We start from the raw sequence: 16,827 nt of genomic DNA on the forward strand, positions 1-16,827 counted from the left end.
CCGCGCGGCTTTTTTCGGGCCGCGCGGCCGTTTTTTGTTTCACGGAAGAATTCGCCTTGAAAAGCGGTGCGGAAAACGGTAAAATAAAATCACATTTGATTGGAAGGAAGAATGTGGCAATGAATCGGGAACGATTGGAAAAAGTGATTACATATATGCGAAAGGAAGACCTGAACCAGATTCTGGTGACGGCCACTCCGTCCGTCTATTATCTGACCGGGGTCTGGGTGGAACCTTTCGAGCGCATGCTCGTTCTCTATCTTCGGAGCGACGGAACCGTCAAGCTGTTCGGCAACGAGTTGTTCTGCCTGAAGCCGCAGGCGGGGGTGGAACTGATTTTGCACAAAGATGGAGAGAACCCCGTGCAGGCTCTTGCCGACGCCCTGCTGCCGGGCAAAATCGGTATTGACAAAACGTGGAGGTCCGGGTTTCTGGTCGGCCTTCTGCAGAGCAGGAGCGACCTTGTGCCTGTGGAAGGTTCCGCCCCGGTCGATCTTGCCCGCATGCGGAAGGACGAAGAGGAAATCGCGTCGATGCGGCAAGCGTCGCAGGTCAACGACAAAGTTATGGCGTTTGCCGTCGGCATGGTGAAGGAAGGAGCGCGTGAAAATGAAATCGCGCTCGCCGTACAGAACCTGTATGCCCAAAACGGCGGGGACCATTCGCCTGAGATCGAGATCGCTTCGTTCGGAGCCAACGCCGCCGACCCGCATCACGAACCCTCGGACGCGGTGATCCGGGAAGGGGACTGCGTCGTCCTCGACCTGTTCAATCCGATCCGCCGCTACTGGTGCGATATGACGCGCACGGTGTTTTTCCGCCGCGCCGGTGACCGGCAGAGGGAAGTGTACGACGCCGTGAAACGAGCAAATCTTGCGGCGGAGGCGATGATCCGCCCGGGCGTACAGATGTGCGAGATCGACCGCGCTGCAAGAAGCGTGCTGGAGCAGGCGGGATACGGCAGGTATTTTACACACCGCCTCGGTCACGGCTGCGGGCTCGACTGTCACGAAGCGCCGGAGAACGGTCCGGCAAGTCTGACTGTCGCGCAGCCCGGCATGGTGTTCTCCGTTGAACCGGGGTCCTATCTGCGGGGGGAATTCGGCGTGCGGATCGAGGACCTGGTACTGGTGACGGAATCCGGCTGCGAGGTGCTGAACCATTACACCAAAGAACTGACCATCGTCTGAACAGGCGAATTGTCCCCGAAAACGGGCAATGAATCAATACGGTATGTAATATTCTGATTCGTTTATACAGAAATCCCGTCGCGTGACGGGATTTCTGCGGTTTATTAAAAGTCCCGGGTGAAAATGTCGCTGTGTTCCAGCAGACTTTCGACCGTGTCGAATCCAAGACGATGCAGCAGCTCAATGACGAAAGGATTGTCGATCGGCGTGGGATAAGCCGCTTCGTCCCCGTAGCGGCGGACATTCTTCCGGCCTTCCTCCGCGGGAATCAGGGCCCTGGGACCGCCGACGCAGCCGCCGACACACCCCATGCCTTCGATAAAATTCGCGGTGACATGACCCGCCAGCACGTCGCTCAGCATTTTTTTGCAGCCGGGCACGCCGTCCGCGTGCGCGGCTTTTACGGTGATCTTTCGGTCCGGGTTCAGCCGTTCGACGGTTTTCTGTACCGCCTCGCTCACTCCGCCGGTGCTGGCGTAGATTCTGCCCGCCCTGGAGGAATGGTCCCGCTCATCCTCCGGCATCTTTGCCGGGTCGATTCCGGCAAAATCAAAAATATCCCGCATTTCCCGAAAGGTGAGGACGTGGTCGGTCGAATCCGCCACGTCCTTTTCGCGCGCCTCCGCCTTTTTGGCGAGGCACGGCCCGATAAAGACGGTCACGGCTTTCGGGTAAAGAGTCTTGATCGATCGGCCGCAGGCGACCATCGGTGAAACGGCGCCCGGAACGTGGGGAATCAGCTCATGATAGACCCGTCGGATCATCGAAATCCACATCGGGCAGCAGCAGCTGGTCAGCTGATAATCTTCTTCCTTTAAAATATTGCGGTCGAATTCCAGCGCTTCTTTAAGGGTCAGGATGTCCGCGAAGAGGGCAACCTCCACCATGCCGGCAAAGCCGATGCGCTTAAACGCGGAGCGCAGCTTGCCCGGCGTGACTTCGCTGCTGAACTGGTTGATGAACGCCGGGGCGATCATCGCGTAGACCGGGGCATCGGCATGATGGATCGCTTCGAGCGCCGGCAGGATGTCGCGGCTTTCCGTCAGCTTGTGCGCCTTGCAGTTTTCAACGCAGTCCTCACACCCGACGCAAAGCTCCGGATCGACGACCAGGTTGCCCTTTTCATCCCGGTACAAGGCGTCGAACAGGCATTTTCCCGCGCAGGCCGCCCGTTCGTCTTCCGAACAGGCACAGTCTCCGATCCGGATCACCGGCGGATGTTTTTCCGGATTCAGCAGGCAGTCCAGCTGGTGCGGGTCATACTTTTCTTTTCTGACCTGTTCCAGTTCTTCCGGCAGCCTGTTCTGCACGGAGGCCTTGACGAGCCTGCCGTAAAGTTCTTCAAATGTCGTCATGAAAGTCGCCTCTTTCTTCGCCGTTCGCCTTGGGGGTCTGTGTTTCGTTATTTTACGCTGGCGGAGGATTCCCTATACGGCCGGATGGGAATCCATCGGCAGGAGGAAACATCTGTATGAATACGGATGTTACAAATTTGTTCATTGATTTTGAAGAAAAATGAGAATAAAATGAAAATTGTAATATTTTAGCAAATTTCCGGCAGCTAAAGGGGGATTTCATGGACATGATCAGCATCCGCGACATTCGGAAAGTGTATCATATCGGCACTGAAAAAATCGTCGCGCTGGGACGCATCAGCCTAAGCGTCGCACAGGGGGAAATCTGCTGCGTTCTGGGGACCTCCGGCTCCGGAAAATCCACTTTGCTCAATATCATGGCCGGGCTGGAGCGTCCTTCGCGGGGCAGCGTCGTGATCGGCGGGACCGATGTGACAGACTACAGCGAAAAGCAATGGGCGCTGTTCCGGCAGAAAAACATCGGGTTTATCTTTCAGTCCTACAATCTTATGCCGACCATGACCGCGGTCGAAAATGTGGCGCTGCCGCTTGCGTTCCGCGGAGTCGGGAAGGAGATCCGGACCCGGAAGGCGGTCAAAATGCTCCGGGCGGTCCAGCTCGGCGACCGGCTGATGCACAAACCGACGCAGATGAGCGGGGGACAGCAGCAGCGCGTCGGCATTGCGCGCGCTTTTGTCGCGAGGCCGAAGCTGATTTTTGCCGACGAGCCGACCGGAAACCTGGACAGCAGGACCGGCCGGGAGGTCATGGAGCTGATGGTCTCGATGGCCGGAAAATACGGGGAAACCCTCATTATTGTAACACACGATCCGGAGATTGCAAGGTACGCCGGGCGCGTTATTACGATCCACGACGGGTGCAAGGTTTCGGATGAAAACAGTCCCGCCGCGGTGGAAAAAGAGGAGGAGCAAAAAGAATGAGACATAAAAAGAGCCGGACAGCCGCATTGTTTCTTGCGGCTTCGCTGGCGTTTTCGGCCGCTTTCGGGGCCGCGGCTCCGGCGCGGGCCAACGTAAAGGAAATTCAGGACCCGCGCGTGACCTCCGCGACGGTCACCCCCGCCGCGCCGGGAGTGGGCAGCCCGTTTGACGTGGACCTGACCTTTACGCAGACGTTTGATACGAAGGGTTCCGACTCATCGCAAATTTTTAACGCGCTTAATATCAGCGAGGCAAGATACGCGGTTTTTGATATCGGAGCGGAAACCGGCTCCGTTTCCGTCAGCAAATCCGATTTTTCGGCGAAAATCGAAACGTCCAACAGTGATGACGATGATTCCTACCCGGAGGATACCGGAATTGTGACGTATCATCTTTACCTCCCGCAGCGGTATCTGAAACGCATGGGAAGCGGCTACGGCGTTTTAAAGTTTAAAATCACCTATTGTGAAGACGCGAAAGGAAACGACGTCGTAACTTATGATAATAACAAAGTGCCATCCTACACCGTCGAATATCTGGTGTTCAGCAAGCTGGATTCCAGTTCCGACACGGAGGATCAGGGACAGCTGACGGTCAGTTCCTACAAGCTGGACCATTCGCCGGTGAGGGAAGGGGAGACCTTCGGGCTGACCCTGACCGTGAAGAACACGGGTTCCGCCGCCTGCGCCAACGTCCTCTCCGTCCTGGACCTTTCCGGCGCGGAGGGCGTGAGCATCCGGGGGGAGACGGATACCAAAACGCTGGGAAACCTGAGTCCCGGAGCGTCGGCAACCGTCAACTACCCTCTCGCGTGTCTTTCCAAAATGGAGACGGGCAGCTACCCGGTGGGCATCTCGCTCTCCGCTGACGATACCGACAAGTCCGCGTCGAAGATCTACCTTCCGATCACCGGGACAAAAACCGGGAAGGACGACACCGGCGAGGTTGGAGACAGCAAGCCTCAGCTTATTATTGAAAGCTACGATTTCGGCGGCAAGGCCGTGACCGGCGGGCAGGAGTTCAATCTGGTGATGAACGTGCGGAACACCGGCTCGGCCGCCATTGACAACTGCAAAATGACGGTCGGCTCCGACACGGGGGATTCGGACTCCGACAAGGCGCCCACCACGGGCAGCGTTTTCACGCCTTCCCAGTCCTCGAACACGTTTTTTATCCCGAAGCTCAGCGCGGGAGCAACCGTGAAAAAGACAATCGCGCTGCTGCCGAAAGCGGACGCCGCTCCGAATTCCTACGGCGTGATCGTCAACTTCAGCTACGACGCGGTCGTGGACGGCAAGCGCCAGACCCTGACCTCCCAGGAGACGATCACCATCCCGCTTTCGCAGCCCATCCGGTTCGAGATCGGCGAGCCGGCGCTGAGCAGCCCTTTTTTTGCGGGGGAGGCCGGGCAGGTCAGCGTCGACTATGTCAACAAGGGAAAAAGCAAGGTCTATAACGTCTCCGTCGAACTGGCGGGAAACTTCGGCACCGAAGAGGGCGCTCAGTACATCGGCAACGTGGATTCCGGGGCGAGCGACACGCTGCAGGCGGCGCTGACGCCGCAGAAGGAGGGGACTCTCTCCGGGACGGCGACGTTCAATTATGAGGACGCCTCCGGGAAGGTTACGACGGTTGTTAAGAAGTTTTCCACGGAGGTTCAGGCCGCGGAAGTCCCGGCAGCGGGAGGGCCGGACGGCGTGAATCCGGACGGGACGCCGGGAACCGGGCCGCAGAAGGGCGGGTCGGGCTGGAAGCTGTGGGCCGGCGTCGCCGCGGGGGTTATTGCCATTGCGGCCGGGACCGCCGTATTTTTAAAAAAACGGAAGGCGAAAAAGCTGCGTCTGCTGGAGGAGTCGGACGACTACGACGAGCCCGGCGGAGGAGCCTGAGATGAAGTTCCGCGACATGATTGCAATGGCCCTTTCCAACCTGTTTCACCGGCGCGTCCGCACGGCGCTGACCGTGATGGGCGTCGTGATCGGCACCTGCGCGATCATCGTCATGCTTTCCCTTGGGTTCGGGATGCGGCAGAGCATGGAGGACACGATGGAAAGCATGGGCGACCTGACCGTCGTCACCGTATACGGCGGGGGAGGAGGTTCCAAAGGTTCCTCCGGAGGGCTGGATGAGAAAGCGCTCAAAGAAATCCAGAAGCTGCCGCATCTCGCCGCCGTAACGCCGGTCTATTTTCTGGATTCCTCCTGTGTCACCGTAAAATGCCGGAAATACCAGTTTCAGGGCATGATCTACGGGGTTGCGATGGACACGCTGGAAACCTTCGGTTTTCAGGCGGAGACCGGAAGCCTTCCCGGGTCCGATTTCCAGAAGACGGATATTCTGTTCGGCAGCCAGTCTGCCTATGATTTTGTAGACGGCAACAAAAAAGACGATAACTATGTCGACCGGACGCCCGACAAAAACGGAAATCTGCCGGAGCCCTTTGTGGACCTGACAAAGGATAAATTCACGCTGAACGTCAATCCTCCGGAGGATTCCACGGCGAAGCAGAAGGAAGTAAAACTCCATGTGCTCGGCACGCTGGCGGAGGATTACAGCAAAAATCCGAGTCCCAGCGACTGCATCTTCATGGATCTTTCCTACGCGAAGGAGCTGCGGGAAAAGTACGACAAGCTGAACAATGTCAAAAAGGGCGATGCGCAGGATTCCTACGGTCAGATCGTCCTCAAAATGGACTCGATCGACGCGGTGCCGGACGCGGTGGAGCAGATCACCGGCCTCGGCTACCAGTCGTACAGCATGGAGAGCCAGCGCGACGCGATGGAAAAACAGCTCCGCACCGTGCAGATGATCCTGGGCGGGCTGGGCGCGATCTCTCTGCTTGTGGCGGCGCTCGGCATTACCAACACCATGGTGATGTCGATTTATGAGCGCACCCGGGAGATCGGAATCATGAAGGTCCTAGGATGCGTCGTATGGAACATCCGGGCCATGTTCCTGATGGAGGCCGGAGCGATCGGTTTTCTCGGCGGCGCGGCCGGAATCGGGATCAGCTATGGAATATCGGCCTTCCTCAATTCGCTGGCCGCCCGCATGGCGTCCTCCGGCGGCGGGGACGGCGTCCTAGGGATGGGCGGAGCTATTTCGATCATCCCGGTCTGGCTGGTGTTCGCCTCCCTCGCCTTCTCCACCCTGGTCGGGGTGACGTCGGGAATTCTGCCCGCAAACCGGGCGATGAAGATCAGCGCGCTGACCGCGATCAAACAGGAATAGCGCTCTTCGGTTTTATGTTTTCCAGCCGGACGGCCATTTTTGCTGCCCGCCCGCCGGCGTTTGGCAAGATGCGGCTGGGAGTTATGAAAAAGATTGCGCCCTCCCCCGGCTTTTTTAGGGAACAATTTCACTTGAAAAACTTAAACTGGTATTGTATGATAGGTCAAGGCTTTCAAACGGAATCAGAAGCGCCAGAACTCGCGCGGCCCTTCCAGCGCGAGTTGACGAGGACAAGGAAAATCGAAACTTCGGCGGATGCCTTGCGGTATGGTACTACCGGAAATGCTGAAAAAAACAGGGAGTGATCCCCGAACAAATTCAGCAGGGTACCTGAAAGCCTGAATACTTTTTTGAAAGGCAGGCTAAAAACATGTGTGGAATCGTCGGTTACATCGGAGACCGGGAGGCTCAGCCGATTCTTCTGAGCGGACTGTGCAGACTGGAATACCGCGGGTATGACTCCGCCGGAATCGCGGTGTTGAATCAAAAGGGAGAAATGAGCCTTGCGAAGAGCAAGGGGAGGCTGGCGAGCCTTGAGAAGAAACTGAAGGCGGCGGCGCTGCCGGGCACCGTCGGCATCGGCCACACCCGCTGGGCGACGCACGGGGAGCCTTCGGAAACGAACTGCCACCCTCACACGAACGGGAAAAGAACCGTCAGCGTCATTCACAACGGGATTATCGAGAACTATCAGCATCTGCGGGAATTTCTGATCGGAAAGGGATATCATTTTTATTCCGAAACGGACACGGAGGTCATCCCGAATCTGATCGATTATTATTACAGCGGAGATTTGCTGGAAGCGGTAATGAAAACTGTCTCCAAGCTGGAGGGCAGTTATGCTCTGGGCATTTTGTCCGTCTATGAGCCGGACCGGCTCATTGCGGTGAGAAAAGACAGCCCGCTGGTCATCGGCGTCGGCAGGGGAGAAAACTTCATCGCGTCGGATGTCCCCGCCGTGCTGAATTATACGAGGGATTTCATCTACCTGGGAGACAAGGAATTCGCCGTCATCCGGAAGGACTCGGTGGAGGTATACACTCCGGAGGGCGAGAGAGCCGAGAAACCGGTCAAACACGTCACCTGGAACGCGGACGCCGCGGAAAAGGGCGGGTATGAGCACTTTATGCTGAAAGAGATCTGCGAGCAGCCGGGCGCCATCAAGGCGACCATGACCTCCCGCATCCTGCCCGGCCAGCCCGTCAGGCTGGACGACATCTCGTTTACGGAGCGGGAGATCAAGGACATCGAAAAAATCTATATTGTGGCCTGCGGGACCGCTTACCACGCGGGAATTGTCGGAAAATACGTCATTGAAAAGCTGGCGCGGATTCCGGTGGAGGTCGATATCGCGTCGGAATTCCGCTATCGCGATCCGCTCCTGACGGATAAAATGCTTCTGATCGTCGTCAGCCAGTCCGGAGAGACGGCGGATACGCTCGCCGCGCTGCGCGAGGCGAAGAGCCGGGGAGTCAAAGTGCTGGCCGTCACAAACGTCGTGGGCAGCTCCGTTGCGCGCGAGGCGGACGACGTCCTTTACACCTGGGCGGGGCCCGAGATCGCGGTCGCTTCGACCAAAGCTTACACCACCCAGCTGATCGCCATGTATATTCTGGCGCTGTATTTTGCCCAGCACCGGGGCACCATGACAAACGAGGAAATGGAAACCATGAAAAGCGATATGCTGACCCTGCCGCAGAAGGCGGAACAGATGCTCGATCACAGGGAAACGCTTCAGAAATTTGCCTCCAATAACTATATGCATCGGAATATGTTCTTTCTCGGCAGGGGCATCGACTATGCCGTCGCCATGGAGGGAGCGCTGAAGCTGAAAGAAATTTCCTATATCCATTCCGAGGCTTATGCCGGAGGGGAATTAAAACACGGAACCATCGCCCTGATCGAAGACGGGACGGTCGTCATCGCGCTCGCGACGCAAAGCGGGCTGTATGACAAAATGATCAGCAATATCCGGGAGGTCACCACCAGGGGCGCGAATGTTCTCGGCCTGGCGATGGAAGGGAACACAGGCATCGAGAAGGTAGCCGAAGCTGCCCTGTATATCCCCGCCGTTCAGGATGTTCTGGCTCCGGTGCTCGCCGTCATTCCGCTTCAGCTTTTGGCCTATTACACCGCCGTGCAGAAGGGCTGCGATGTGGATAAGCCGAGAAATCTGGCGAAATCCGTCACAGTGGAATAGTCCGCGGCACTTCCGCCGCATCCCTGAATGTAAGAGAAGACCCACACGGTCCGGTGGACCGTGTGGGTCTTTGATTGGGGAAAGGCCGTTTTCCTTGCGTCAGCTTTCGAGTTTATGCTATAATTTACAAGCAAAAGCACCATAAAATCCAGTTACAGAGAGTTACAATAAACCGATGGCAATGACACTGCGCGATTCGGAGAAGGTTATTGACATGGCGGAGAAGTAAGAGGAGATTGCGTGAAAGGGCTTGGGACGATTTTCAATACGATTGCCGTCATTGCCGGAAGCGGCATCGGGCTGTTCCTGAGGAACGGAATGAAACAGAAAACACAGGATATGCTGATGCAGACCTGTGGGGTTGCGGTAATTTTTATCGGCGCGGCGGGGACCCTTCAGGGGATGATTACGGTCGTCGACGGAAGGATACAAACCCAAGGCGTCATGCTGTTGATCTTCTCGCTGGTGATCGGGGGCCTGATCGGGCAGGCGGCAGATATTGAACACTCCCTTGACGCCTTAGGAGAAAAGCTCAAAACTTTGGCAAAGGTGGAAGAGGACAATCGGTTTGTGGAAGGCTTCGTGAATTCGTCGTTGATTATTTGCGTGGGCGCTATGGCGATCATCGGTTCGATCCAGGATGGTTTAAAAGGAGACTACTCCATGTTGGCGGCCAAATCCATTCTGGATTTTGTCATCGTTTTGGCCTTTGCCTCCAGTTACGGATTGGGAGTCATGTTCTCGGCTGTTCCGATTCTTGTGTATGAGGGCGGCATTACGCTTCTCACGGTTTTTATCGGCCCCTTTTTGGGGCAGACGCTGATCGATAATCTGTCTTATGTGGGCTCGTCGCTTATTTTTTGTGTAGGTGCGAACATCGCGTTTGGGAAAAAATTCAAAGTGGGAAATATGCTGCCGGCCCTTTTGGTTCCGGCTGCATATGAGCTGATTTTGCGTTTTATCGGGTAAACGGTCTGGGAATACCGTTCCGATTGCATTTGAAAGAACAGCATCTGCCATCTCATGAGGTTGTCTGCCGTGGCTGCGATTATTTAAAAAACAATATCCCGCCCATCGCAGCAGTCATCAGGAAAAGCACCGGCTGAAGGATCTTCTCCAGCTGTTTTTGGTCCATCCGTCTGAGGAGGAGTGGACCGATCAAGGCCCCGCACGTGGTGCCGGAAGCCAGGAGCCCGACAAGTTTCCAATCGATATCGCCTAGGCCGAGGTGCATGGCAAAACCGGTAACTGCCATGCCCAGCAGTACAAGAACCGAAGTCCCCACCGTTTCGAGCGCTCCGCATCCCAAAATCATGAGTCCCGCGACGATCGGGCCGCCGCCGCTTAAGCCGACCAGCCCGGACATGATTCCCCCGAGCAGTCCGAAGCACACCGCCTGAATGAAGCCGTTCCGCCCAGGTCGATTGCCATCCGTGTGGCCGGTGCTTTCGTTCGTTTTCCTTTTTCCGTTGGAAAGAAGCATCTGTAAGGCCAGCAATACCAGGATGGTTCCGGTCAGTTTATTGTACAGATTCTGCGGCAGCATTCCGGAGCACAGGGAACCTGCGACGGAGCCGGCAACACCGCCGCACAGCATCGTGAGTCCAAAGCGCAGATTGATATTTCCAGCTTTCCAGTGGCTGAATGTCCCCGCCGCAGTGGTGGGGATTGTGGTCGCAAGGGAAGTTGACGCCGCCACAGCGGGCGGAACATGAAAGATGGCGGTCAGAATTCCCACATAGACGGCTCCGCCGCCGCCCCCGAAGGAAACAATCAGCATACCCACCAGAAATCCTACGATGGGCAAGGCGAAAAATTCAAGCATGCCTGACATCTTCTCCCGTATTTATGAAACGCGAAACAAGCCGTTCAAAGCTTTCGTCCACATCGGCTTCGGTCCCCATGAAAAAACCTGCCTCTTCCAGAGAGACAAATCCGTGAAGCGCGCTTCGGAACCCCCGGGCAAAATGGATGGTTTCCTCTTTGCCGCAGCAATACGGCTCCATCACCTGATACAGGATGCGGACGACGGCGTGGCCGGTCTCTCGAATGCCGCTGTCTTTGAAGTCCGGGAATCTCAAAATTGACTTGTACAGCTCCGGATTTTCTTTTGCAAATTTGCGGTAAGCCAGAGCGATTGCCATCAATGCGTCGTCCTTTGACCGGCCGACCGCCGCGTCGCGGATGGCATTTTCAAGTCTGCCGATTGCAAGTTTTGCCATTTCCAGCGAAAGTTCTTTCAGCCCTCTAAAATGGTTGTAGAGAGAAGGCGATTTTATTCCCAGCTTTTCCGCTACCTGGAGCAAAGAGACGTTTTCGATCCCTTTTTCCTCCGCCAGCTCCGCCGCGGCATTCAGGATTGCTTGCGTGCTTAGTCCTCTTCTTGTGCCCATGCCGGTCCTCCTTCTAAACTATAACAATGTCATTATAAACTAACACAATTAGTTTGTCAATCGGAGATAACCTTTACTGCGGGTCCGAATACCCAGACGACGTTTTGTCTCCTTCCTGATTTGTTTTAAAAAAGAACTTTCTTACAAGTTCACTCATATAATAAGCTGAAATCAAATCGGGAAGGGAGCAGAAAGGATGCCTGAAGAATATAAAGATTATGGACCGGTTCCCATCGTAGTTAACATTGAGCAAGCCACCAGAGGGAATGATACCTTTCGTACCGCGCTGTGGACGGGAAGCCATCTCCAGCTCACATTGATGAGCATCAATGCCAATGATGATATCGGCGTGGAGATGCATCCGAACACAGATCAGTTCATCAGGATTGAGCAAGGCGAAGGGCTGGTAAGAATCGGAGACCGCAAAGATGATTTAAGCTTTCAAAAAAAAGTCGGGCCAAGCGATGCGATTGTCATTCCGGCCGGGACGTGGCACGATGTGACCAACGTCGGCACGGCGCCGTTGAAATTGTATTCGGTTTACGCTCCGCCGCAGCACCCCCGGGGAACGGTTCAAAAAACGAAAGCGGACGCGATGGCGGCAGAGGAGTAATTTTCTCGGAATCGCGCGGGGCCGGAGGCGCTTGGACTTATAACGTCCGGATGGTAAAGGAAACGGGCATGCACTCTGTCCTAAAAGACCGGGTGCGACGCCCGTTCGGATTTTTTCGGAGAATACAGGGAAGCGTCGTGTGGACGATCATAAGCTGATCTCCCCATTTGGCCTTAAAACAATTTCTCCATCCGCGTGGAAAGCCTTAGCTTTTTCTTCGTCAAACAAAGCGCCGGGCTTCATATGGATGGGAATGCTGTGTTTCGCGCCGATTATTTTTGCGCACAAGGAGGCTCCCTCAGGACCCATGTTGTATACGCCGTCTATTGGTAAGAGGGCATAATCTATTATTTCACCCGCCAGACGGTCTGTCATGTAGTCCGTTTTTGAGGTATCGCCGGCCGCGTAAATCTTGATGTGATCCACAGTAATCAGAAATCCGACACATTCGTTCTTTGAATGATTTTTGTTAAAAGCAGGCGTGGCTTCAATCTTTACATCTTTATAAATGACCGATTGATATTTGCCTCCTTTCAACAGGTCAGAGCTTCTATAAATTCTCCCATCCTTTTTCAGCTTTACCAATTCGACATGGTTGTGATCAGAATGCTCATGTGAAACCAATACCAGATCGGCCGGAGCATCGTAGCCTTTCCCCGCAAAGGGGTCAATATAGATCACAGAATTTTGGTTTGTGGTAATTTTGTAACTACCGTGTCCCTGATAAAGTAATTTAGCCATTTTCCCTCCTGCAAAATCAACGAAATCAAGAGAATATTGAATCGATAGCCGCTGCAGATTGATAATAACCATGATGCTGGTTTCTTTTGACGATCAATGAAATATCCATTATTTTACTTTGATTATAGTTCATGTGTGCAAATATTTCAATTAATATACAGATAATATTTTTTAGTGTACAAAGAGCGACAATTCAAGAAAAAAAGACTTGACATTTCTTTTGGGGGATGGTATTATATTTAGGCACTCTAAATGAGGCGTGTATGTTAGCTTTAAAAGGTAAATATCGCGGAGTGGAGCAGTCCGGTAGCTCGTCGGGCTCATAACCCGAAGGTCGTAGGTTCAAATCCTGCCTCCGCAACCAATTTAAGAAGTCGCAAACCCTTATCACATCAGGGGTTTGCGGCTTTTCTTTTGCTTTAACTCCTGTTGCAATATTGACTGGCTTTTCTTTTGACACCAATTATTGACACCAACCGTTTTGGAGAACCATCCACTGCTAATAAGTCGGGATTGTCTTATAGGCACTGTTTTCTGCCTTGACACCAATATTTGTGTAAGATATTTTGACCTTAACTATCATTTCGTTGGTGTCAGACCGCTTCGTCCATCTTCTTGGCGTCCTTTTTGTTGGTGTCATCAGTCGTCGAGAACCCAACGTAAAAACTGCTCATTTTTTCCATGCTTACTCTTTTATGATCAGCGAGCACATGACCATAAAGATCGAGTGTTATGGAAACACTGGAATGCCCCAATATAGTCGAGAGCACCTTGATATCCATCCCGGCCTCAAGGGCCCTAGTCGCAAACGTATGTCTCAACGCATGAAAGTTTGATTTTTCAATTCCTGCCGCCTTGACTCTTCTTTTGAAAAGACTTTCATACGCTTTTGGGTCATTGTAGCGCCCTAAGGGTGTGCAGAAGATGAAGTCCTGGTCATCATAGTCATCGCTAAAGGCATCTTTCAGAATATTCTGCTTTCTTTTATATGCCATGAGACCTTCCCACAATTCGGAAAATAACGGAATTTCCCTTTGAGAAAAGGTCGACTTCGGTGATTGAATAACAATTTCTGTTGTCTGGATACCTTTAGCCTTTTTAATAAGGTAACCCTTTTCGTCAATTTTCTGTAAACGCCCAAGAGTTCGGCGTATCTTGATAGTATGTTTTTGAGTATTCACATCCTTCCATTGCAGGCCTAACAATTCGCCTAGACGTATACCGGTGTTCATTGCGAAAATGATACCGTATGTATGTAATTCTTCCGAATCTAAAACGGCTGAATGTAATTTGATTTGCTCTTCCAAAGTTAAGACTCGCATTTCTTTCTTTGGAATTTTCGGAAGCTTCACTCCCAAAATTGGATTGCGGGCGATCTTACGATTAACAGTGGCTTGATCGAGAGCAGCATGGAACATATTGTAAATGTTTCTCAGAGTTTTTGGCGTCAATTTAGCTTTCTTTTTACTGTCAGCACCTTGCTGATTGAAGAAGCGCTGTATTTGCTCAATTGTCAGAGCTGAAAGCTTGATGTCGCCCAGAGCCGGATTAATATGTAAGCGAACATACCCTTCGTAGGATACATAGGTAGATTGCTTTACCGTTGGTAACGCATAAACTTCCAACCAATCTCGCATCCATTTAGCAACCGTTTCTTTGTTGGGTTCGATGAACTCACCCTTGGAAATTTCAGAAAGCTTTTCGTTAAGTTTCTTACGTGCCTCATCATAAGAATCGCTATAAACCGCATATCTCTTTCCGCTGATGGTGTAGCGCCCCATGAAACGGCCATCAGCTCTCTCGGAAATTGAACCTTCACCATTTGCTTTCTTTTTGCTCATACTAATTTTAATCCTCCTTATTTGCTGTATGAGCAAAAACATTGTTCTGCATCGTCTTTACTTTTAAATGCACCTTCAGGTTTTTCCAACATCTATATTTTACGATTCAGGTAGGTAAAAATCAACAAGAACAATGTATTTTGCTAACATTATCAAAATTTGGCTGTATCAAAAAAGTTAGCATCCATCCATGAAATAAAGTGCTTTTTGCTAATAACGATTTTTTTGCCAACGTGGATTTTGGGGAAATCAGGTCTGTTTGCTATGCTATAAGCTTTGTTCTTAGATATTCCAAGTATCTCAGCCAGCTGAACTGGGCCAAAAGTCAAAGGAATATCGTCAAGATTTTTATATTTACTCATTAACTTCTGCCTCCTCATTAATGAACTGTTTATACCAACCATCGGCCTACTTCCAACGTCTGCTTGCCTATTTATCATTTTTTCTCCTCCATTCATCGATTTTCATATTAAGCCTATGTACTAAGCTTTCTGGTTGTTTGCACCCACGCCGGCCCATTTCCTGCGCTCACTTTGACCGCGTATTTTCAGGTCGCACTATGCGCTGTCTCATCCGAGGGTGTGCTCAACCATTTCGGTGTCCTGGCACACTGTCCGCGAATCCTGTATAACTTCCGTCGGGGTGTTATGAACTTGTCAAGATACAAAAAAATCAGGCGCAAGGGAAAGCTTGTTGCTTTGCCCTTACACCTGATAAACATAGGATAATAGGTGACATTTCTGCAAATTCACAAAAAATTTTTTTAAAATTATTAAAGCTTCTAATACAAGCCCCCATCAATAACGCCATCCACAATAGATTATTGCCCTGAGAGCGTTTCTCGCTTATCTCAAGTTAGTAGCACGCTGATTACCGCCTCGGTGATTGGACCGCTATACCTTCGGGATGCCCCGGCCTAAGCTTTACAGATATGATGAAATCACTTTCAAAGGTGGTCTGCATCCGAAGAATTGTAACTGAATGGCGGCGCTCGGAAGTGTTGCAATTAGTTAAAATCTTCGCTACAATAAAACACCTCGAACTTGGCCCGAAGTGAATTGCAATTGTGAAGTTGAGGAAAATGCTATATAATTAAAATATTGTAAAGGAGGTATAGCTAATGGAATTATCGGAGAACTTGCGTTGCCTTTTTTGTGATGGTTTTTGTAATGTGGAACAAGTTGATTCTTTAAAAATACAGATATACACCTGTGAAAAATGTGGGAAATATGGTCTTTCCTCCAATATGGGAAAGTACCTTGATGTTGCAGAATGGTTAAAAGACATTGACGCATATAAAGCAATGGCAACAATGTACTATTATTATAAGCATAAAGATTTTGCAGGACGTATTCCATGTTTTATTCTCGATGAATTTGAGCGTCCTGAATCAAATCAATTTTTTTATGTCTACTATAAAGACTTACAAGCGATATATCCAAAGAATTTTTCAGACAGAATTGACCGAATACTTATGAACCTGCCTATTGTATTTAAGTATGGCAACACATATAATATAACCCGGTTGTATATGAGATTAAAACTAATTTTGTTCATTGATACAGTGAAAATAGAAGATGAAGTAAAATATGTGTTTTCAATGCTCGATGAACTAGGATATGTCACATGTACCGCAGAAAACGAGTATCGAATAAGCGCCAAAGGCTGGATTCGTATACAGGAGCTTCAATCAACGCAAATGGTGGTTCCCCAAGGCTTTATTGCAATGTGGTTTGACGAAAGCATGGTTTTTGCAAGAGCCCAAATTCAGAGGGCTATCCTCGACTGTGGCTACACTCCGATTATCATTGATGTAAAAGAACACAATAACCAAATTGTACCGGAGATATTTTTTGAAATAGGACAAAGCACATTTCTTGTTGCGGATTTAACCGGACATAGAAATGGAGTTTACTATGAAGCGGGCTATGCACAAGCGTTAGGCAAAGAAGTTATACTTTTATGCAGGAAAAGTGATTTCGAAAATCGGCATTTTGATGTGGCTCAAAAGAATACTATTGTGTGGGAAGATGAGGCAGACTTATATAACAGGCTGACAAAACGTATTATTGCGACTGTAGGAAAAAGAAATGTCGAGGGGGGCCGGTAGATAGATCACTTCGGGCTAACCTGGGGATGACGGAGGTTCCCGCCTGCACTTGGGCGATTTTTGAATGCAAGGGGCCGATCCCTCATTCCATTCAGGCCATGCAGCAGAAATTTAAGATATGTCCCGTGACTTCTTTTTTCCCGTGGGCGCGCTCGGCCCATTTGGTGTTCTAGCACACCGTCCGCAAAACCTGTATAACTTCCGGCGGGGAG

The 16,827-nt window shown here is 51.7% G+C and carries 14 protein-coding genes, 1 tRNA gene and 1 pseudogene; 10 read left to right on the top strand and 6 right to left on the bottom strand.

The window, feature by feature from the left end:
* Positions 1–119 precede the first annotated feature (119 nt).
* Complete coding sequence (locus tag VA597_RS04075; RefSeq protein ID WP_128741786.1) at positions 120–1,190, top strand: M24 family metallopeptidase; 1,071 nt, start codon at positions 120–122, stop codon at positions 1,188–1,190.
* 104 nt (positions 1,191–1,294) lie between these two features.
* Here VA597_RS04075 and VA597_RS04080 read toward each other — a convergent pair whose 3' ends face one another.
* Entirely contained in the window at positions 1,295–2,545 is a 1,251-nt protein-coding gene (locus tag VA597_RS04080) for a [Fe-Fe] hydrogenase large subunit C-terminal domain-containing protein (RefSeq protein ID WP_128741787.1), read from the bottom strand.
* A gap of 221 nt (positions 2,546–2,766) precedes the next feature.
* On the opposite strand from VA597_RS04080, the gene VA597_RS04085 reads away from it, so the two are divergent.
* The 6 genes from VA597_RS04085 to VA597_RS04110 all read left to right on the top strand — a co-directional run bounded on the left by VA597_RS04085 (position 2,767) and on the right by VA597_RS04110 (position 9,886).
* Positions 2,767–3,486: an ABC transporter ATP-binding protein gene (locus VA597_RS04085; protein WP_326975250.1), complete on the top strand. Its 720-nt coding sequence runs from the start codon at positions 2,767–2,769 to the stop codon at positions 3,484–3,486.
* Positions 3,483–5,375 (top strand): COG1361 S-layer family protein, encoded by a 1,893-nt coding sequence (locus tag VA597_RS04090; RefSeq protein ID WP_128741789.1) that lies wholly within the window; start codon positions 3,483–3,485, stop codon positions 5,373–5,375. Before VA597_RS04085 ends, VA597_RS04090 begins: the two co-directional genes overlap by 4 nt.
* 1 nt (position 5,376) lies before the next feature.
* The gene (locus VA597_RS04095; RefSeq protein WP_128741790.1) at positions 5,377–6,717 is read left to right on the top strand and encodes an ABC transporter permease; all 1,341 of its coding nucleotides are present in this window, start codon (positions 5,377–5,379) and stop codon (positions 6,715–6,717) included.
* 14 nt (positions 6,718–6,731) lie between these two features.
* Positions 6,732–7,022 carry a hypothetical protein gene (locus VA597_RS04100; protein WP_326975251.1) on the top strand — a complete coding sequence of 97 codons (291 nt, stop codon included), beginning with the start codon at positions 6,732–6,734 and terminating at the stop codon, positions 7,020–7,022.
* A gap of 65 nt (positions 7,023–7,087) precedes the next feature.
* Positions 7,088–8,917 carry a glutamine--fructose-6-phosphate transaminase (isomerizing) gene (gene glmS / locus VA597_RS04105; RefSeq protein ID WP_128741791.1) on the top strand — a complete coding sequence of 610 codons (1,830 nt, stop codon included), beginning with the start codon at positions 7,088–7,090 and terminating at the stop codon, positions 8,915–8,917.
* A 240-nt stretch (positions 8,918–9,157) separates the two neighbouring features.
* A complete protein-coding gene (locus VA597_RS04110) occupies positions 9,158–9,886 on the top strand; it encodes a DUF554 domain-containing protein (protein WP_128741792.1) in 729 nt (242 codons plus the stop codon).
* Between the two features lie 79 nt (positions 9,887–9,965).
* On the opposite strand, the gene VA597_RS04115 is transcribed toward VA597_RS04110, so the two are convergent.
* Together VA597_RS04115 and VA597_RS04120 are read right to left on the bottom strand one after the other, a co-directional pair.
* Complete coding sequence (locus tag VA597_RS04115; protein ID WP_128741793.1) at positions 9,966–10,742, bottom strand: sulfite exporter TauE/SafE family protein; 777 nt, start codon at positions 10,740–10,742, stop codon at positions 9,966–9,968.
* Positions 10,735–11,310, bottom strand: a complete 576-nt coding sequence (locus tag VA597_RS04120) for a TetR/AcrR family transcriptional regulator (protein ID WP_128741794.1) — start codon at positions 11,308–11,310, stop codon at positions 10,735–10,737. The genes VA597_RS04115 and VA597_RS04120 overlap by 8 nt, the downstream gene beginning before the upstream one ends.
* 199 nt (positions 11,311–11,509) lie before the next feature.
* Here VA597_RS04120 and VA597_RS04125 point away from each other — a divergent pair.
* Positions 11,510–11,923: pseudogene (locus VA597_RS04125) on the top strand (cupin domain-containing protein); the annotation flags it as partial.
* Between the two features lie 147 nt (positions 11,924–12,070).
* On the opposite strand, the gene VA597_RS04130 reads toward VA597_RS04125, so the two are convergent.
* Entirely contained in the window at positions 12,071–12,736 is a 666-nt protein-coding gene (locus tag VA597_RS04130) for an MBL fold metallo-hydrolase (protein WP_243112620.1), read from the bottom strand.
* A gap of 215 nt (positions 12,737–12,951) precedes the next feature.
* Here VA597_RS04130 and VA597_RS04135 point away from each other — a divergent pair.
* Positions 12,952–13,028: transfer RNA gene (locus VA597_RS04135), tRNA-Met, on the top strand.
* Between the two features lie 229 nt (positions 13,029–13,257).
* On the opposite strand, the gene VA597_RS04140 is transcribed toward VA597_RS04135, so the two are convergent.
* A complete protein-coding gene (locus VA597_RS04140; protein WP_326975252.1) occupies positions 13,258–14,505 on the bottom strand; it encodes a tyrosine-type recombinase/integrase in 1,248 nt (415 codons plus the stop codon).
* 152 nt (positions 14,506–14,657) lie between these two features.
* Positions 14,658–14,867, bottom strand: coding sequence for a helix-turn-helix domain-containing protein (locus VA597_RS04145; protein ID WP_326975253.1), 210 nt, complete (start codon positions 14,865–14,867; stop codon positions 14,658–14,660).
* Between the two features lie 758 nt (positions 14,868–15,625).
* On the opposite strand from VA597_RS04145, the gene VA597_RS04150 reads away from it, so the two are divergent.
* The gene (locus VA597_RS04150; protein ID WP_326975254.1) at positions 15,626–16,615 is read left to right on the top strand and encodes a hypothetical protein; all 990 of its coding nucleotides are present in this window, start codon (positions 15,626–15,628) and stop codon (positions 16,613–16,615) included.
* The last annotated feature ends 212 nt before the right edge of the window (positions 16,616–16,827 follow it).

Origin of the sequence: Caproicibacter sp. BJN0012 (assembly GCF_035986805.1) — a bacterium.
In the GTDB taxonomy this organism is placed as follows: domain Bacteria; phylum Bacillota; class Clostridia; order Oscillospirales; family Acutalibacteraceae; genus Caproicibacter.